The organism is Thiosulfatimonas sediminis (genome assembly GCF_011398355.1).
Taxonomy (GTDB): Bacteria; Pseudomonadota; Gammaproteobacteria; order Thiomicrospirales; family Thiomicrospiraceae; genus Thiomicrorhabdus; species Thiomicrorhabdus sediminis_A.
In genome coordinates this window covers 254,452-273,768 of record NZ_AP021889.1, presented here as the reverse complement: position 1 = coordinate 273,768, position 19,317 = coordinate 254,452, and the positions used below count along the sequence as shown (strand labels likewise).

Genomic DNA, 19,317 nt, shown 5'->3' with positions numbered 1-19,317 from the left:
AAAATCGAGAGCGCAGATGAACATAGTAATTTTAGGGGCCGGTCAGGTCGGCTCATCGCTGGCGGAAGTCTTGGCAAATGAAAATAATGATGTCACCGTGGTCGATATCGACCGCCTTCATCTGCAACGCCTGCAAGACCGCTTAGATATCCGTACCGTATTTGGTCATGCCTCGCACCCGAATGTTTTGCGCCAAGCAGGCTTAGAAGATGCGGATATGCTGATTGCTGCGACTCAAAACGACGAAACCAATATCGTAGCCTGTCATCTGGCACAAATTATGTTTAAGGTGCCGACTAAAATCGCGCGGGTGCGCGGTCGCTCTTATTTAGACCATCCTGAACTATTTAGCAGCCAGTTCGATGAAAAAGCGATTAACATCGACCTGTTAATCAGTCCAGAAAATTTAGTGACCGAATACATTCTACAGCTGATTGAATACCCTGGCTCTCTTCAGGTCATCGACTTCCACCACAGTAAATTACGCATGGTCGCGATGCGCGCTTACCAAGACGGCTTGCTGGTCAATAAACAAATCAACACCCTAAAAAAACACCTGCCAAGCGCCATCAAAACGCGCATAGTCGCCATTTATCGTAATAAAGACGAAATTGTCATGCCAACCGGTGAGACGGTGATTCGTGCGGGTGATGAGGTATTTTTCCTTGCCGAACCGCGTCATGTGCCAGCCATCATCGCAGAACTGCGACAGAAAAAAGAAAAACCATCGCGCAATATTATGATTGGCGGCGGCGGTAATATCGGCTTTCATCTTGCCAAAGCATTGGAAGGTGACCACTTGGTTAAATTGGTCGACCACAATATGCAACAAGCGCGCGAAGTGGCCGAACAGCTCGATAAAACCGTGGTCATTCGCGGCGATATTTCCGATAAAGATTTATTGCTTGAAGAAAATATTGATGAAATCGACCTATTTATTGCCGTTACCAACAGTGATGAAGCGAATATTATTTCTGGTATGTTAGCCAAAAAACTCGGCGTGCGCCGCGTGATTGCGCTCGTTAATAACCAATCCTATGTCGAACTGATTCAGCTCAATGGGATTGATGTGGCAATTTCCGCTGACAGCATTACGACTAGCCACCTGTTACATCACACACGTCGTGGAGACACGGTTAAAGCAGTAACCTTACGCCGAGGTGCTGCCGAAGCGATGGAAGTCGTCGCCCACGGCAGCGAAAACACCTCAGACATCATCGGCAAAACGATTGCGCAAATTCCTTGGCCAAGCGACATCACCGTCGGCGCGATTATCCGCAAAGACAATGTCATTATTGCCCACCGCGATTTAGAAATTGAAGCCGAAGACCATGTGGTACTTTTCTTAACCGACCCCAACAGCGCTTCGGCGATTGCCGAACTGTTTGCCACCAGCGAACCCAGCTGGTTTCGCTGGAACTAAGTATGCACTCCAAAATTATCCTTAAAGTCATCGGCTTGCTGTTAATGCTTTTTAGCCTAACCTTGGTGCCGCCGATTATTATCGCGCTTATCTACGGTGACGGCGCTTTAACTGCCTTTGCAACCGTTATGGGCGGCGTTTTAATGCTCGGTTTGCTGTTGTGGTTGCCCGTCCGCGATTACAAACAAGACCTCAAAATTCGCGATGGTTTCTTTGTGGTTGTCATGTTCTGGGTCGTCCTGGGCTTAGTCGGCGCCCTGCCCTTTTACATCGAAAAGGAAGTGCCACTCAGTTTAACGGATGCCATTTTTGAATCTTTTTCCGGCTTAACCACGACGGGAGCAACTGTCCTGACCGGACTGGATGAATTGCCACACGCCATTCTTTGGTACCGCCAACAACTGCAATGGCTGGGCGGTATGGGGATTATCGTATTGGCGGTTGCGGTGCTGCCAATGCTTGGTGTTGGTGGTATGCAGTTATATCGCGCGGAAACCCCTGGACCGATTAAAGACTCCAAAATTGCCCCACGTATTTCAGAAACGGCCAAGGCCTTATGGTTTATCTATCTAGGGCTCACCGTTAACTGTGCAATTGCCTATTGGCTGGCTGGGATGAACTGGTTTGATGCCTTTAGCCATAGTTTTTCTACTGTCGCCATCGGCGGGTTTTCCACCCACGACGCCAGTATCGGCTATTACGACAGCTTCCAAATCGAACTGGTTGCGGTGTTCTTCATGTTTCTTGCCGGCGTCAACTTTGCGCTGCACTTTAGCGCTTTCCGTAATCTCAATACCAATGCCTATTTAAGCGACCCGGAATTTAAAGTCTACGCCACCATTTTGATTACCATCACTTTGATTGTCAGTGCTTTTTTATACCTACATAACGTCTACCTAGACTGGTCAGATGCGATTCGCTACGGACTCTTTCAAACAGTATCGATCGCCACCACTACCGGCTTTGCCAATGCCGACTTTGCCGCTTGGCCGGGCTTTTTACCGGTGCTATTAATTTTTGTCAGTTTTATTGGCGGTTCAGCCGGCTCGACTGCCGGTGGCATGAAAGTCATTCGTTTCTTGCTGCTCAGCAAACAAGTCTTACGCGAAATTCAAGGGTTGTTGCATCCCAATGCAATTATGCCAGTCAAACTCAGCGGCCGCAGTATTCCGGAAAAAGTGATGATGGCCGTCTGGGGATTCTTAGCCGTCTACGTGTTTACGTTCACGGTGATTATGTTGGTGGTGATGGCGCTGGGCGTTGATCAAATCACGGCTTTTTCCGCCGTGGCGGCGATGATGAATAATCTAGGGCCTGGCTTAGGCGCAGTCTCATCCAACTACGCCAGCTTGAGCGATCCGGTGAAATGGGTACTGACCTTCGCTATGCTGCTCGGACGCTTGGAAATTTTTACCTTACTGGTGCTTTTTACCGCCGCTTTCTGGCGTAAATAAAGGAATCGAATGCACAGCACACAACCAAAATGGGAGCTGCACTATGCAGATGCCACACTGCAAACACCAGCCAATCCTTGTTTTGTGCTGCAGCAACACTCGACATTATTACCCTTTTCTGGTCGTGCTTTAGAAATTGCCTGTGGCCTAGGTGGGAATGCGCGTTTTTTGGCGCGCTGTGGTTTAAAAACGGATGCGTGGGATATTTCCGATAACGCCTTAACGATTTTAAATAATTACGCCAGTTTGCACCATCTGCCAATTACGCCGTTGATTACCGACCTTGAACAGATGCTGCTTCCCTATCAACAATACGATGTGATCGTCGTCAGCCGTTATTTAAACCGCGCATTGTGTCAACAGCTGGTCGCCGCTTTAAAACCCAAAGGGCGGATTTTCTATCAAACCTTCCTAGCGCCTGTGCAACAGAATGCACCGAGCAACCTAGAATTTTATTTACAAACAGGGGAATTAACGCACCTGTTTCAGGATTTACGCTGCGAAGTCTATGGCGAAGGTTGGTTAGCGTCGGAAAACACATTGGAAACCCATGCACCCAAACAGCGTTACGCTTGGTTTGTTGGACGTAAACAATAACGCATTCGCCTGCCAGAACTTACTTTTGATAAATACCCGGCGCACCTCGGAAACGACGATAGGCCCACAAATATTGCTCCGGTGCCTGTTGCACACACTGCGCAACCCCATGGTTTAAAGCCGTCGCCGCTCGCACGGGATCCTTATCCGCCAAAGCATCCCGATCCGCAGGCAAAATATGAAGCTCAAACCCACCCTTTTGATTACGCAACGCCATAATAAACAGACAGTGTGCATCGGTTTTTTGCAAGAGTTTACTGGCTAAGGTCATCGTCCGCGCAGGCACACCCATAAAAGGCACTTGCACGCCGTTCTCTCCGGCATCTTGATCTGGCAAAATTCCCGAAACCTGCGCACTCTTTAACGCCTTTATCACTTGGCGCACACCACGTAAATCAGTCGGTGCTAACTGAGCCCCAAAACGCTCGCGGGAACGACGCATCAAAGGTGCCAGAGCGCGCAAATTCGGTGGCCGGTACATAAACGTCGCCGGATAATTCATCGCCAAATAATTTCCCGCCAACTCCCAATTACCCAGATGCGGAGCCAATAACAACACCCCCTTGCCTTGCGCAAAAGCACTTTGCAAATACTGTTCTCCATGCACGTTATGAATCAAACCCTGCAATGTCTGGCGCGATCCTAACCACATAGCACCGAGTTCCGTGATCGACTGCGCATTGTGCTGCAACACGGCTTTGCTTAATACCGTAAGTTCAGCATCGCTGAGCTGAGGGTAAACTGCACGTAAATTACAACGCACCAAAAAACGCGAATGACTGTTAAAACGCGCCATTAAGCCGCCAAAAAACCGACCCAATCCTTGCAGCCAAGTAAATGGCAGCCAAGCTGAAATGTTTAAAAAGCCGATGACAAACCAAGCCACAATTGACTCGCCGATTTTACGCACCGAAGGGAATTTTTGAGAGATTGCCATGCGCAAACTACCGCGCTTTTTCTTGGTTTAAATCGGCTGCACCAGCATGATTATCATCGGCGATTAACGGCTGCATCGCCGTCCAAAGATTGGCATACAGATGTGGATTTTTCTTCTCTTGTTCCAATAACAACTGCTTAGTTTCAGCACGCGCTTGAGGCTTTGCGTAGCACGCCGGACAGTTATCAGGAATCACTGGCAAATCCGCCGATTTGGCAAAATCACGGGTCTGATTTTCACGCACGCGAACCAATGGACGAATAATGCGAATATCGCCGTCATCATTCAGATAATGCGCCTTCATCGTTCGCAATTGTCCGGCGTTGAAAGCCGACATCATAAAACTCTCCGCCAAATCGTCCAAATGTTGTGCCAACGCCAAAACGTTATAGCCTTCGCGACGGCAGACGGTATAGAGTTTTCCGCGTTTCTGACGCGCGCAGAAACTGCAAAACGAATCGCCCTTCATGTGCAAATTGGCAAGTGCCACCAAATCTTCGGCTTCATAAAAATACGGCACGCCCAGTTTTTCCACCCACGCTTTTAAGGGTGATGGATCAAATCCGGGGATTTCTGGATCAATGGTACAGGCAGCCAATTCAAATTTGACCGGCGCATGACGCTGCAAATGCTTGAGAATCACCAACAACGCCAACGAATCCTTGCCGCCGGACAATCCCAAAAGCACGCGATCGCCATCACGCAACATTTTGAATTGAGCCATCGCCCGCCCAACCGGCTTCATAATCGCCTTCGGCGGCTTAATCCAATCTTTGGTGCGCTCGGATTTCGTTAATTTGGATTCGCTGTTTGCGTTTACATCAGTCATTATTAGGTTCAATCCTCAGAAAAACTTTTCTCACTCATTCACATTTGGTGCATGCCGAGGTATTTTACAATATTCATTCGACAGCCCAAGACAATTCCCTAACGACGGGACAGCATTGATAGGATCTAATAATGAGCATAACCGGTTTATCACCAATAAAACGCCATCTATTGATAATCATTATTAACTGGATCAGCTTTTCTGTTCAGGCGAATCCACTCTCTTTACCGAATTTACCAATTGATAGTTTAAATATCAGCGGCATCGTCACCATTGCTGACCAAATGGCTTTAGTGACTGATGAGGGCGCAAGCTTAGTGTTATTGCAACAGAACGCTGGACGCTGGCAAATTTTAAACACACTTGCGCTGGCCAATTCAAACGTTGAGCTGGATTTGGAAGCCTTGGCCTATCAAGCGCCTTATCTTTACGCGCTGGGTTCGCACAGTGCCAAGCGTAAAAAAGTAAACGCCGATAAAACCCAAAAACAAAATTTGCAGCGTTTAGCGCAAACCTATCCGGAAGAAGCTCGTCGCCAGCTGTTTCGGATTCGCTTAAATGCCGAAGGGGCTGCAGAAAAGGTGGAGTCAATTTCACTGCAAAAGTTGCTGGCCGAACAACCGATTATTGCGCCCTTTATCGGCATCCCGAGTAAAGAAAACGGAATAGATATCGAGGCGCTCTCCAGCGACAACAAACAGCGACTGCTGGTCGGATTTCGCGCTCCGGTACTGCGCGGTAACTACATACCGGTGCTGCGCTTAAAACCGGAAAAAGACGGCGCGTTCGCCGTTCAAAAACACAAATGGCTCTGGCTTGACCTCGATGGCCGTGGGATACGCGGCATGTCCCAAATAACGGATGCGAAAATAAGCGGACAATTATTGCTCGCTGGTGCGGTCGGTGACCAGCCGTTAGCCTATGCGGTGTATTTTTGGGATGAAAGCGATCAATTGGCGGGGAGCGACCGCCCTGCCAACGGCTTACGTAAACTGTGCGATTTACCGACTTCGGAGGGCAAACCAGAGGGAATCCAGTTCAGTCGCTTTATTGACAAACAGGTCGAATTTCTGATCGTACAGGATGGTTTAATTAATGGCGATTTGCGCCAACATCGCTGCTCTTTTTGAGGAATCACAGTAGATTAACGGCCGCGCTCTTCTAGGCGGCGCAAAAACTCTTTCATCACTTCGCTATACAGCTGTTCGCCCAGATACAAATCTTCCACTTCGTGGTCGATGCTCGGGTTATCGTTGACCTCAATCACCACCACTCGATCACCACTCTGCTTTACGTCCACCCCATAAAAACCATTGCCAATTAATTTAGTCGCTTTAAGTGCAACATCCAAAACCGCTTTAGGAACTTCAAACGTCGGCAGCGTATCAAAACCGCCGGATTCCGCTTCAGTATTGGCACTCTGTGCAGATTCATGTTTATAAATTTGCCAATGGTCGGCCACCATATAGTAACGACACGCATACAACGGCTGATTATTCAAAATCCCAATCCGCCAATCGTACTGCGTATACATAAATTCCTGCACCAATAGCATCACCGATTCTTTTAACAGCAGTTGCGCCTGTACTAAAAGTTCGGCTTCGGTCTCGACTTTCACCACACCTCGCGAAAAAGCGCCGTCTGGTATTTTTAAGACCATCGGCAAACCAATTTCCTTAACTAACGCTTTAAGGCGCGCATCAGTCGGTTGACGAAGCAACACCGTCTTCGGTGTTGCCACCTGATTGACACTGAATAAATCCGCCAAATAAACTTTATTCGTACATCGTAAAATCGACGCTGAATCATCAATCACAACCAACCCTTCTGCCTCAGCCTTTTTGGCCATGCGATAGGTGTGATGATCGACCGAAGTGGTTTCGCGGATAAACAAAGCGTCAAACTCGGCCAATCGTGCCGAATCGCGCCGCGTAATTCGCTCCACCCCGATACCTAACTGATTAGCCGCCTTAGTAAAATACTGCAAAGCGTCCTCATCACTCGGCGGCAAAGCCTCTTGCGGATCAACTAAAATAGCCAAATCATATCGAAACGCTTTGCGCACTTTGGGTTTGCGCCAGATTTGCAAACTGAATTTTTCCAAGGCTGCGGCAAACAGTGTCTGCTCGGCGCTGGTGCTAAGATGCTTTAATCCCAAAGGCTTCACATTTCTTAACTGCCAACGTCCGTTACTGTATTTCAATTGTGCTTCTAAAATCGGGCATGGCAGTAATTCAAACAACTTTGCCGCCAGCTTGCTAAACGCTTTATCCAACACCCGGCCAAAACAGATACGCAACGTATGGATCTCGTCTTGTGAGGGTTGCGGCAACTTTAACAACAACGCATCAGCCCAAACAAACTGTAAAGAGGAAAGCGACTGACGGCTTAAATCGTTAATACTGGTCAAAGACGGAATCACTTTGTGACCGCGCGCTTCTGCCAACAGCGAACAGTAATAGCCACTTTTAAGATAGTGATAATCACGGCACAGATTAATCACGCGCACTTTTTTACCCGCTTTACTATGCACCTCGCTGAGATAATCATCCAACGAAATCACATCCTGACTGGGAAAATAAGGCTCCCAATCCGCGAGTTTATCAACCACAACATAAAACTGACTCACATCCATCTCCTTGGCAGAACCCTGCAAAACGCTAACAAAACCGTTCTAAGCAAACGCATTTAGGGCCGGTAAACTCGCCGCTTTTACGCTTTTGCCAAAATCGCAAAATAGATGTCTTTGTACTGCAAAAACCTGATGCTAACAATCATTATTTTTAGCACTGCGGATAAATTTCGCAGTAAGATGATGTACCCCTATCTCTTGGAGATTTACAGTGATTAACGCCCTCGCGCCATTGGATTTAAGTCTTTTTAAACATTCTTATGCGGAGGCGCGCCACTGTTTTCTGGAGCACCTAAATCGGCCGCTACCGATTCAATGGCAACAGCGTTTTGAGCACCCTTTACTCGGCGCACAAGACGAGGCGTTGTTTTGCGATATGGTACTGCTTTCGCAATCCAAAAAACCCCGCAAAATACTGGTCATTCAGAGTGCCACTCACGGCATTGAAGGTTATATGGGTTCTGCGGTACAAAGTGACTTGTTACCCCTACTGGAAGTGCCCCTGTTTGCTCATGCCGATTTAGGTATATTACTGATTCACGCGTTAAATCCTTGGGGATTTTCTTGGCAGCGTCGTGGCGACCACCAAAATATCGACTTGAACCGTAACTTTGTCGATTTCAGCCAACCGCTGCCGCACAATTCACAATACGATGAACTGGCCGCCACCGCGCTGCACATTTGGCAGACCCGCAAAACCCAAGCGCAATCCATCGCCCCTTTTATCGGCACGGTGACTCAAGGGCAATATCACAATCCCGAGGGGATTTTCTACGGCGGGCAAGCGCCTAGTTGGTCGAACGGCGTATTGCAACAGTTGAAAAGCCAAGGCTTTTGGCAGAGTGCCAAGCACATCGCCGTGCTGGATTTACACACCGGCTTAGGGCCTTACGGCTATGGCGAACTGATTAACGATCATCAGCCCAACAGCCGCGGTTTTGAATCGGTGGTCAACACCTACGGCGCGAATGCCTGCTCGGCGTATTTGGGCGAGTCCTGTTCCGCTCCGAAAAACGGTTTGGTGGATTTTTTCTGGCACCAACTCATCGGCGAACGCGGCCATTTTGTCACGGTCGAATTCGGTACTTTTGCGCCAGAAGCCTTGGTCGGCTTACTGTTGGAAGAGCAAGATTACCAAAACCATTTAGGCACCCAAACCCGCGATTTAGATGCGCCCCCTGTCAAAGCCCTACTGAATTTTTTCTACCCGTTTGAACCCAGCTGGCAGCAACAAGTGCTGCTGCGTTCGCGCCAAGTCGTCAATCTTGCCCTACAAAACGGGCTAAAGAAACGCTCATGCTGACCCTTCGCTTAGCCGATAAAAACGACTTGAACGCCCTTGTGCAAATCGAGCAGCAATGCTTTGTCTACGACCAAATCAGCCGCCGCAGTTTCAGCCACTTTCTAAAAGGCGAGCATTCGACTTTGGCAATCATCGCCGACGAGCGGCAAATGCTCGGTTATGTGTTACTGCTGTTTCGTAGCGGCACCGGATTGGCGCGGCTTTACTCTTTGGCGGTTGTGCCCGAGGCGCAGGGCAAGGGATACGGCAAACAACTGCTGGCATGGGGCGAGCAATACGCCGGCGAACACGGCTGTGTCTATCTGCGTTTGGAAGTCAGCGTCAATAATCTCGCCGCCTATCAACTCTATCAACAACGCGGCTATAAAACGCTGGCCAAACTCAGTGCCTATTACGAAGACGGTGCGGATGGCTGGCGTATGGAAAAACGCTTGCACAGCAAGGCGCTAAGCCGCCGCGCACGCCCTAACTTTGCCTATTATGAGCAAAGCACCGAATTTACCTGCGGCCCGGCTTCTTTAATGATGGCGCTGCAAACCTTACAGACGGATTATCGCGCCAATCGCCGCGAAGAGCTGCAAATCTGGCGCGAAGCGACCACTATTTTCATGACCTCGGGACATGGCGGCTGCTCGCCGCACGGACTGGCTTTAAGCGCATGGCGGCGCGCACTGGCGGTTGAATTAATCGTCAATAGCAACGGCACGCCTTTTATCGACGGCGTGCGCAGCGCCGAGAAAAAAGCGGTGATCGAGCTGGTGCATCAAGATTTTCTCACCCAGCTGGCGGAAAGCGACGTCAAGGTGCGTAATGACTGGCCGAATACCGAAGAATTAGACGCGATTTTGGCGCGACAACAGCCGATTTTGGCGCTCATCAGCACTTGGCAATTAACGCGTGACAAAGCCCCTCATTGGGTGGTGATTACCGCCAGCGACGAAAATTATGTGTATATCAACGACCCCGATATCGACGACAAGCAACCGCATCTGAGCAAAACCGACTTCGAGCAAATCCCGATTGCCAAAGGGTTGTTTTGGAAAATGGCCAGCTTCGGCCAGCAAAAACTCAAGGCGTTATTGGTGCTGGGGGCGACTGCGCCAAATTCTTGAAAACCGCTTGAGCAATCTTTAAAACGGCAAGCTCGCTCTTGAAGTTTGACCGTCCATCCTTAAATTAGACAGCGAACGAAGGAGACACAGAACACGTTCATTGAAGTGTTCCGTGTCTTTCTAAGCCAACGCGGCTTTTCATACTGAGATGTCTAATAAATGGAGATTGAACTATGTCAAAAAAGACCACGCTTATGCTCGGCTTAACCGCTGCCCTACTTGCCAGCGCCGGTCATGCTGCCGATAAATCAGGAAAAGACCCCTATCTTGCCGGTTTTGAAGCTTATGCCAAAGAAAACCCAACGCTGGCTCCAGCGATTGAAGCTTATAAAAAAGACCTGCAAAAAGCGATGCAGCAAAATCCGAATCTGGTCGAAACCAAGCAAGAACTCGGGCACAGCGACTCTTAAGCCGCTGTAAGACTGCATCGGGTTAAAACAACCGGAAAACAAAAACGGCGCAAAGTGTTCATCTCTTTGCGCCGTTCTTTTACAGTGTGTGATCGCTTAATTACGCCAATAAGGCGGGGATATTTTTGTAGAGAATAAACAACCCCATCAAAATCATAAACACCGCAAAACCTTTCTTGAGTATCTGCTGGTCGATTTTAGAGCTAATCTTATGCCCGATCCAACCGCCTAAAATACCGATTGCCGAGAAAATCCAGATGATGTTCCAATCCAGTTGCAGATTGAGTTTTTCCAACACCGGAATATAACCAACAAAACCAGCGAACGATTTCGCGGCAATAATCACCAAACTGGTGCCGACTGCCATACGCATCGACAATCCACCAAGCAGCACCAGAGCCGGAATAATCAAAAAGCCGCCGCCGACACCGACCAAGCCCGTTACACCGCCAACCACAAAGCCGTCTACTGCAATTTTATAAAATGCTCGCGGCTCATGCGGCTCGTCGCTCAGCTTCATCGGTTTGTACATTAAAAAAGCCGCAATAATCAATAAGACGGTAAAAATTAGCATCTGTATAGCGTCGGTAACAAAATTGGCTGTCCATGCACCAAACATGGCGCCAGCCATACCGGGCAAACCGAACATAAATACCGTGCGCCAGTCGACCATTTTCTGTTTGGCGTAAGGAATCAGTGAAAACAGACTGATAATCCCGACAATCATCAAAGAGCCGGCAATTGCCACTTTGGTCTCTTGCCCGACCACGTAACTTAAAACCGGGACGGTAAGAATGGAGCCACCAGAACCTAAAAGGCCAAGCGTAATCCCGATAAATAATGCGCCAATCCAGGCTAAAACCATAAAAAGCTCCTAAATTCTGTCAATCGTTGTTTGGCCGTTATTCTAGCCAACCTCGTCACGGCAATCGTGACAATATTATTAAATGCTTATATTTATTTTCGGGTTAAAAACACACCGCTTTCAATGTGATGGGTATAAGGAAACTGGTCAAACAGCGCGGTGTGTTGAATATCATGGGTTACAGTCAGCACTTCCAAATCGCGCGCCAAGGTTTCTGGATGACAGGAAATATAAATAATCCGCTCGTAATCACAGACCATTTTGCGGGTGACATCGTCCAGACCGGAACGCGGCGGATCGACAAAAATCGTACTGAACTGGTAGGACGGCAAGTCGATATTCTTCAAGCGCGTAAAATCGCGCCCGCTTAACGCCTCGGCCACTTCTTCGGCCGCCATTTTGATAATCTGCAAATTGTCGATGCCATTATGCGCAATATTGATTTGCGCCGAGGCCACCGACGTTTTCGAGATTTCGGTCGCCAATACCCTACGATAGCAGTCCGCCAACGCAATCGAAAAATTGCCGTTACCGCAATACAACTCGATTAAATCACCGGCATTCTGCCCGGAAACGTGGCGTGCCCAATGCAACATCTGCTGCGCCACATAAGGATTGGGCTGGGTAAAACTGTTTTCGATTTGTTGATAATGAAACGTCTTACCATCGACATTCAGGGTTTCGGTGACAAAATCGGCATCCAGCAGAATTTTCTGTTTGCGCGCCCGTCCGATGATGTGGGTAATCGGCAGCTTTTCGCGTAAACGATTTGCCGCTGCCAACCATGCCTCATCGTCAACAATTTGCCGACGATAAATTAAGGTCACCAGCATTTCTCCTGACAAAGTTGCCAAAAAGTCGATTTCAAAAAGCTTAAAACGCAAAGCCGCATCGGCACGAATCGCTTCCATTAAACGCGGCATTAATTCCGCAATCGAGGCAATCGCCATCGGACACGCATCAATACGAATTTTTTGCTTAGTGGCCTGATCAAACATAATGTAATAGGCGTCATCGTCTTCATGCCAAATGCGAAATTCAGCACGTGCACGATAGTTTTCAGTTGGAGAGGCAAAGACTTGCAGGTTCACCGCGGTCGGCAACAAAGCCTGCAATCGCGTAACCTTCTCAGCCAGTTGGCTAGAGTAATTTTCAGGAAAAACTTGGCACAGCATAACAATCGGTTCCGTTACGCCAAAACGTGGCGCGAACAAAAAAACCACTATTATAACAACTCATCAAACTTGAACCTATCAGACTGAGCAGGAAAGCGAAAATCCAGTCCTTTATAAAAAAATACGCACTTATACCAATATAAGTAAAAACAAGTACTAGAAATCCGGTAAACTAAGGGTAAATATTCTTTTACAAAAGCTTTGCTCAACGTTAAGACGTAATTCCATGACTGCTGAAACATTTATTGAGAACAGCATACCGAATTGCAAGGTGTTAACCCGCAACTCGCAATGTGAAATCCGGCAGAACGCCAAAATGGCGACAGCAAAACCGAATTCTGAACTTCAAGCATCCCCTAGTGAGGCCTTATGACTCAGTCTATTTTTTTAATTATCGATGACCAAAAATCCATCGCTCAAGTGTTAAAACAAAAGCTCAGCGAACAATCCCACTTGCCAATTAAGATTTGTAACAGCCTAGCCGAAACCGAAATGCTGTTGGCCACAGGAATAAAAATCGAAGTTGCTTTATGTGATCAAAATTTACCGGATGCACCGCGCGGCGAAACGATTCATTATTTGCTGCAAAAACACATCCCAACCGTGGTGTTTAGCGCCAGTTTTTATGACCCGAAAAATAGCGATAATCAATCCAAAAAAATTGCCGATTTTGTCATGAAAGACAGTCCTGCCGCACTGGATTATGCAGTCAGTATTATGCTATCACTAAGCCAAAACCCTCAGCGCAAAGTTTGGTTGTTAAGCTCCAATCAATCCAATTACTCACAAAAATTAATTAATATGCTTAATCTGCAACGCTATCAAGTGAGCACATTTGAAAAACCGCAAAAAATTCAAGAACAGCTTAGTAAAGAGCGCCCCAGCATTATTTTGATTGAAGACTCCAATAATTTACATCAATCGGAGGTCTACCATTTTATTGAAGAGGTCCGCAAAGATTACAATAAGAATCAGCTACCAATGATGATCTGCGAATCCAGCGAACATATTTACTCAGCCATCAAAATGATGAAATACGGCGTCAATGATTTTTTCAACACCTCTTTTACCGCCGAAGAGTTTTACGTTCGTTTAAAGCAGAACATTGAACTAAGCTTGTCTTATCAGGCGATTGAGCACATTTCACAACGCGACGGATTAACACAAGTCTTAAACCGCCGCTATTTCTTTGAACTGGCTGAGAAGAAATTTACGCAACTGCAACGCAATGACACGCAGTTTTTTGTGATTATGGCCGATATTGACCACTTTAAAAACGTCAATGATAACCACGGCCACCATAAGGGCGATGAGGCGATTATTTATCTCGCCGAACAACTTGAAAGCCACTTTAGCGACTATCTCGTTGGGCGCTTTGGCGGCGAAGAATTTTGTGTATTCGGTGCTTTAAGCAACCAAGCCGTCCTTGCACAACAATGCGAACAGTTGCGCACAACCATTGAACAAACCACTCAAGAGCGTCTTGGAGTACATTTCACACTCAGCCTTGGGCTTTGTTCGACCGGCACAACCATCAGCGAGGCGTTTAGCAATGCAGACAGCGCTTTGTACCGCTCAAAGAACGCAGGACGCAACCAACTTACCCTCTGCTAAAAACCGTTTTAAAAAGACGGTTTTAAAATAGCGTCACCACTAAGCCCACATAAAAAGCCGTGTTGCGAAAAATAAAGTGCGACTCAACAAACTGGTAGTTATTGCCACTTAAATCCAAGCTAAATTTATCCAAACGAAGCTGAGAATGGGTAAATCCAATGTCCATGAATGCTTTTGGCCCAACCGTGAATAACCCTAGCTTTTGTGGCTGGCGGTTCCATAGTAGATAACGCGACCCCAGATTCATAAACAAAAAATCACCATCCACTTCCAGTGAGGTCCCAAACGTCTCATTTTTGACTTTGACAGTCTGCGGCGCATAACTGATTTCACCATACCAGGCGGCGCGATCATTCCAAGAACGCATAAAATTAAACTTTGGACCTAAACGATAACCGCTAAATTCGGTTTTACTGGCAACCAAATTCACATCCACCGCGTCGCCATTCGCGATTGGCACAGGCGCGGAAAAATAATTCTGGATCTCGGAACCGTTCGCGCTGCTTCCTGCGTTTTCAATGGTTGGAAAAGCGATACCCAAAGACATACCCATACCAATATAATCTCGCTCGCCCCAACGCCTAATGTCATAGCCTAGCGTTGCCTGCGCATCGAACATATTCAGTTTAAATTGCGTTGTCGGAAAATTCGCCGCCCCTCCGTCACTGCTCAATTGTGAGGTTTGCAAGGAAAGTTCTTCACTTGGAAAAGCGTAACTGATTGAATAGTCATAGAAAAAGCGGGACTCCAGCAGACTGGTGTGCGAGTTTTTCATGGTAAAGGTGGTCGACTCACTGCTCAAACCTTTTTCTAGGCCAAGTAAACCGCCTTCAATATGACTCGTTCCAACCCCAAAATAATATTCAGCCGCTTTAACATTAGGAGCTATAAGCAAGGCGCTACAGACAAGTCCTGCGAAACAAAAACTGGAATTTACTCGCTTTACACCCTTTATCACCGACATTCTCTCTTACATTAATCCATAACACGCAAAATCGCGTCGATAGTATAAACCCAAACTTCACACACTCCGCGCTAAAAAAATCACTTGATTCATCACTCAACAGACAGCGCTAAGCGACAAACGTGGCATAGGTTGCGAAATGCAACGAAAAAGCGCCAAGCCACCAGATAATTCGGAATCTCGACAAAGCATTGCCGCTGAAACACACCTAGCCGACAAAATCAGTTAAAATAGCCGGCCTATTTTGGTCGTCATCTGGTAATACACAACAGGAACAGTTCATGAGTTCACGCGCGGATCGTATTTCACAATTAAAGTCACTACTTGCCGAAAGAGTTGTCGTTTTAGACGGCGCTATGGGTACCATGATTCAAGGTCTGAACTTGACCGAAGAGGATTTCCGTGGCGAGCGTTTTGCCGACTATCACATGGATATCAAAGGCAATAACGACATTCTGGCGATGACCAAACCGGAAGTGATCCGTGATATTCACTTAGCGTTTTTGCGCCAAGGCGCCGATATTATCGAGACCAACTCTTTCAACGCCACCACCATTGCGCAAGCCGATTACGATATGCAATCAGTGGTGACCGAGCTGAATATCGCTTGCGCCAAGGTGGCGCGCGAAGCCTGCGAGATTGCCGAATCCGAAGACGGCAAACCGCGTTTTGTCGCCGGTGTTCTAGGGCCGACAAACCGCACCGCGTCGATCTCGCCGGACGTCAATGACCCGGGTTTTCGCAACACCTCATTTGATGAATTGGTCATTGCCTACAAACAAGCGACTCATGCGCTTTTAGAAGGCGGCGTGGACACCATTCTGATCGAAACTGTATTCGATACCCTCAATGCCAAAGCCGCCATTTTCGCGGTTAAAGAAGTGGAAATCGAAGTTGGCTATGAAGTGCCGATTATGTTGAGTGGGACGATAACGGATGCTTCCGGACGCACCCTTTCCGGTCAAACCACCGAAGCCTTCTATAATGCTGTCGCCCACGCCGAGCCACTATCCGTCGGTTTGAACTGTGCCTTAGGGCCAGAAGAGCTTCGTCCGTATGTACAAGAGTTAAGCCGCGTGTGCGAAACCTATGTATCAATTCACCCGAATGCCGGCTTACCGAACGAATTTGGCGAATACGACGAAACCCCAGAACAGATGGCGGCTGAGATCGCGATTTGGGCAGAGCGCGGCTGGATCAATATTATCGGCGGCTGTTGTGGCACCACGCCGGATCATGTTGAAGCGATGGCGCAAGCGGCACAAAAACATCCGCGTCGCGCGCTACCAAACATCAAACCCGCCTGCCGCCTATCCGGTTTGGAACCGATGAACATTGACGAAAAAACCTTATTTGTGAATGTTGGCGAACGCAATAACGTCACTGGTTCAGCACTTTTTAAACGTCTGATTATTGAAGAAAACTACGAAGAAGCGATTGAGATTGCAGTCAAACAAGTGCAAGACGGCGCGCAGATTATCGACGTCAACATGGACGAAGGGATGCTGGACGCCAAGGCTTGCATGGTGCGTTTCTTGAACCTGCTGGCCTCCGAGCCGGAAGCATCGCGTGTACCGATCATGATTGACTCCTCAAAATGGGAGGTCATCGAAGCGGGTTTGAAATGCATTCAAGGTAAAGGTGTGGTCAACTCCATCTCGCTCAAAGAAGGGGAAGAAGCCTTTATCGCACACGCCCGTAAAGTGAAACAATACGGCGCAGCCGCGATTATCATGGCCTTTGACGAAGACGGCCAAGCAGATACCTTGGCTCGTAAAATCGAAATCTGCGAACGCTCTTATAAAGTGTTGACCGAAAAAGTCGGCTTCCTGCCGCAAGACATTATTTTCGACCCGAACATCTTCGCGGTGGCGACCGGTATCGAAGAACACAATAATTACGGTTTGGACTTTATCAACGCGGTGACGTGGATTAAAGCCAACCTGCCGCACGCCAAGATTTCCGGCGGGGTCTCCAATGTATCTTTCTCGTTCCGCGGCAACAACCCGGTGCGAGAAGCGATTCACTCGGTGTTCTTGTACTATGCCATCAAAGAAGGCATGGACATGGGGATCGTTAATGCTGGGCAGATGGCGATTTACGATGATCTGCCGGAAAAACTGCGCTTGGCCGTTGAAGACGTTATCTTGAATAAAGACCCAGACGCCGGCGAACGATTGCTGGAAGTCGCTGCCGAATTCCGTGGCGACGGCACCGCCGCCAGTAAAGTGGCTGATACCGCATGGCGCGATGCGCCGGTTGAAAAACGCCTAGAACACGCACTAGTCAAAGGGATTACCGACTACATCGAAGACGATACCGAAGAAGCCTATCAAAAACTGGGTTCAGGACTATTGGTTATCGAAGGGCCGCTGATGGACGGCATGAACGTGGTCGGCGACCTATTCGGTTCAGGCAAAATGTTCCTGCCACAAGTGGTGAAATCAGCGCGTGTTATGAAACGCGCTGTGGCGCACCTCGACCCATACATTCTGGCTGCAAAAACGGTTGGACAAGCCAACGGCAAAATCGTCATGGCTACAGTCAAAGGCGATGTGCACGACATCGGCAAAAACATTGTCGGCGTGGTACTGCAGTGTAACAACTTCGAGGTGATCGACCTAGGCGTCATGGTGCCAGCCGAAAAAATCCTGGATACTGCCATCGAACAAGGCGCAAACGTCATCGGTCTTTCCGGTCTGATTACGCCATCGTTGGAAGAGATGGTCAATGTCGCCAAACTGATGAAAGAGCGCGGCATGAACCTACCTTTATTAATCGGCGGCGCGACCACCTCCAAAGCACATACAGCGGTGAAAATCGAACCGCAATACGACCATCCTGTAGTGTACGTTAAGGATGCCTCGCGCGCGGTGGGCGTGGCGCAAAGCTTGATTTCCAACGACCTCAAAGTCGATTTTGCCGCGAAAATTCGCGCCGAATACGAGCAAGTACGCGAAGAGCGTAAAGCGCGCGCTAAAGAGGTCAAGCGTATCCCGATCAACAAGGCGCGCGAAAACCGCATCGAAATCGACTGGAACGGCTATCAGCCACCAAAACCGACTTTCCTTGGTTTACGCGTGCTAGAAGATTTCCCGCTGGAAAAACTTGTCGCACGTTTCGACTGGTCGCCGTTCTTCCAATCATGGGATTTGCACGGTCTCTATCCGCGTATTCTCGAAGACAAGGTTGTCGGTGAAGAAGCTAAGCGCGTGTTCGCTGATGCGCAAGCCATGTTGGAAAAAATCATTGCCGAAAAATGGCTGACCGCCAAAGCGACTTATGGCTTCTACCCGGCCAATGCCGTTGGCGATGACATTGAAGTTTACACCGATGAGTCACGCACGCAGGTGCTGACGGTTCTGCATAATCTACGTCAACAGGCGGAGAAAAAACGCGGCGGTTATAACCAGTGTCTGAGTGATTATATTGCGCCAAAAGTCATTAATGGTGAAGCTTCGGGCATTGCTGACTATGTTGGTCTATTCGCGGTGTCCGGTGGTATCGGCTGTGATGAAAAGGCGGCGGAATTTGAAGCGGCACACAATGACTATGATGCAATCATGCTCAAAGCCTTAGCCGACCGTTTTGCCGAAGCCTTTGCTGAAACCCTGCATGAAATGGTGCGTAAAACCGAATGGGGCTATGCGCCAGACGAAGACTTGGATAATGAAGCCTTGATTCGCGAAAAATACCAAGGGATTCGCCCGGCACCAGGTTATCCGGCCTGCCCAGAACACACCGAAAAAGGCACCATTTGGGAACTGCTCAAACCATCACAAAGCATCGGTCTTGAGCTAACTTCCAGCTATGCGATGTTCCCAACTGCGGCGGTTTCCGGCATCTACTTCTCGCATCCAGAATCCAAATACTTCGGTGTCGGCTCGGTCGGTCGCGACCAAGTCGAAGACTACGCCAAACGCAAAAAATGGAGCATCCAAGAAGCCGAAAAATGGCTAGCGCCGAATTTGGGTTACGATCCTGAAGACTTTGCGCAGTAAA

The 19,317-nt window shown here is 48.2% G+C and carries 15 protein-coding genes; 9 read left to right on the top strand and 6 right to left on the bottom strand.

Translation table 11 applies throughout. The features are described from left to right. Positions 1 to 16 precede the first annotated feature (16 nt). Genes trkA through HRR27_RS01210 form a run of 3 tightly spaced genes read left to right on the top strand, consistent with a single transcriptional unit; the run spans position 17 to position 3,474 of the window. Positions 17 to 1,423 (top strand): Trk system potassium transporter TrkA, encoded by a 1,407-nt coding sequence (gene trkA / locus HRR27_RS01220; RefSeq protein ID WP_173269653.1) that lies wholly within the window; start codon positions 17 to 19, stop codon positions 1,421 to 1,423. Positions 1,424 to 1,425: 2 nt separating this feature from the next. Beyond that, entirely contained in the window at positions 1,426 to 2,877 is a 1,452-nt protein-coding gene (locus tag HRR27_RS01215; protein ID WP_173269650.1) for a TrkH family potassium uptake protein, read from the top strand. Between the two features lie 9 nt (positions 2,878 to 2,886). Further along, positions 2,887 to 3,474 carry a class I SAM-dependent methyltransferase gene (locus HRR27_RS01210; protein ID WP_173269647.1) on the top strand — a complete coding sequence of 196 codons (588 nt, stop codon included), beginning with the start codon at positions 2,887 to 2,889 and terminating at the stop codon, positions 3,472 to 3,474. A 19-nt stretch (positions 3,475 to 3,493) separates the two neighbouring features. Here HRR27_RS01210 and HRR27_RS01205 read toward each other — a convergent pair whose 3' ends face one another. Together HRR27_RS01205 and HRR27_RS01200 are read right to left on the bottom strand one after the other, a co-directional pair. Next, complete coding sequence (locus HRR27_RS01205; protein WP_173269644.1) at positions 3,494 to 4,411, bottom strand: lysophospholipid acyltransferase family protein; 918 nt, start codon at positions 4,409 to 4,411, stop codon at positions 3,494 to 3,496. 7 nt (positions 4,412 to 4,418) lie between these two features. Further along, positions 4,419 to 5,240, bottom strand: coding sequence for a tRNA 2-thiocytidine biosynthesis TtcA family protein (locus tag HRR27_RS01200; RefSeq protein ID WP_173269641.1), 822 nt, complete (start codon positions 5,238 to 5,240; stop codon positions 4,419 to 4,421). Positions 5,241 to 5,371: 131 nt separating this feature from the next. Here HRR27_RS01200 and HRR27_RS01195 point away from each other — a divergent pair, with 131 nt between their 5' ends. Beyond that, positions 5,372 to 6,370: a DUF3616 domain-containing protein gene (locus HRR27_RS01195; protein WP_173269637.1), complete on the top strand. Its 999-nt coding sequence runs from the start codon at positions 5,372 to 5,374 to the stop codon at positions 6,368 to 6,370. Between the two features lie 14 nt (positions 6,371 to 6,384). Here HRR27_RS01195 and HRR27_RS01190 read toward each other — a convergent pair whose 3' ends face one another. Further along, the gene (locus HRR27_RS01190; protein WP_173269633.1) at positions 6,385 to 7,869 is read right to left on the bottom strand and encodes a RimK family protein; all 1,485 of its coding nucleotides are present in this window, start codon (positions 7,867 to 7,869) and stop codon (positions 6,385 to 6,387) included. Between the two features lie 214 nt (positions 7,870 to 8,083). On the opposite strand from HRR27_RS01190, the gene HRR27_RS01185 reads away from it, so the two are divergent. The 3 genes from HRR27_RS01185 to HRR27_RS01175 all read left to right on the top strand — a co-directional run bounded on the left by HRR27_RS01185 (position 8,084) and on the right by HRR27_RS01175 (position 10,697). After that, on the top strand, positions 8,084 to 9,175 hold the full coding sequence (locus HRR27_RS01185; RefSeq protein ID WP_173269630.1) for a DUF2817 domain-containing protein: 1,092 nt from the start codon (positions 8,084 to 8,086) through the stop codon (positions 9,173 to 9,175). After that, positions 9,169 to 10,287, top strand: coding sequence for a GNAT family N-acetyltransferase/peptidase C39 family protein (locus HRR27_RS01180; protein ID WP_173269627.1), 1,119 nt, complete (start codon positions 9,169 to 9,171; stop codon positions 10,285 to 10,287). The genes HRR27_RS01185 and HRR27_RS01180 overlap by 7 nt, the downstream gene beginning before the upstream one ends. A gap of 173 nt (positions 10,288 to 10,460) precedes the next feature. Further along, the gene (locus HRR27_RS01175; RefSeq protein WP_173269623.1) at positions 10,461 to 10,697 is read left to right on the top strand and encodes a hypothetical protein; all 237 of its coding nucleotides are present in this window, start codon (positions 10,461 to 10,463) and stop codon (positions 10,695 to 10,697) included. A 100-nt stretch (positions 10,698 to 10,797) separates the two neighbouring features. Here the strand turns inward: HRR27_RS01175 and HRR27_RS01170 are convergent, their stop codons facing one another. Both HRR27_RS01170 and trmA read right to left on the bottom strand, forming a co-directional pair. Then, a complete protein-coding gene (locus HRR27_RS01170; RefSeq protein ID WP_173269620.1) occupies positions 10,798 to 11,562 on the bottom strand; it encodes a sulfite exporter TauE/SafE family protein in 765 nt (254 codons plus the stop codon). Between the two features lie 92 nt (positions 11,563 to 11,654). Beyond that, positions 11,655 to 12,776 (bottom strand): tRNA (uridine(54)-C5)-methyltransferase TrmA, encoded by a 1,122-nt coding sequence (gene trmA / locus HRR27_RS01165; RefSeq protein WP_279585865.1) that lies wholly within the window; start codon positions 12,774 to 12,776, stop codon positions 11,655 to 11,657. A 330-nt stretch (positions 12,777 to 13,106) separates the two neighbouring features. Between trmA and HRR27_RS01160 the strand changes: the two genes are divergently transcribed. Next, positions 13,107 to 14,351, top strand: a complete 1,245-nt coding sequence (locus HRR27_RS01160) for a GGDEF domain-containing response regulator (RefSeq protein ID WP_173269617.1) — start codon at positions 13,107 to 13,109, stop codon at positions 14,349 to 14,351. A 22-nt stretch (positions 14,352 to 14,373) separates the two neighbouring features. On the opposite strand, the gene HRR27_RS01155 is transcribed toward HRR27_RS01160, so the two are convergent. Then, positions 14,374 to 15,246: a hypothetical protein gene (locus HRR27_RS01155; RefSeq protein ID WP_173269614.1), complete on the bottom strand. Its 873-nt coding sequence runs from the start codon at positions 15,244 to 15,246 to the stop codon at positions 14,374 to 14,376. A gap of 350 nt (positions 15,247 to 15,596) precedes the next feature. Here HRR27_RS01155 and metH point away from each other — a divergent pair, with 350 nt between their 5' ends. Continuing rightward, the gene (metH, locus tag HRR27_RS01150; protein WP_173269611.1) at positions 15,597 to 19,316 is read left to right on the top strand and encodes a methionine synthase; all 3,720 of its coding nucleotides are present in this window, start codon (positions 15,597 to 15,599) and stop codon (positions 19,314 to 19,316) included. Position 19,317: the final 1 nt, after the last annotated feature.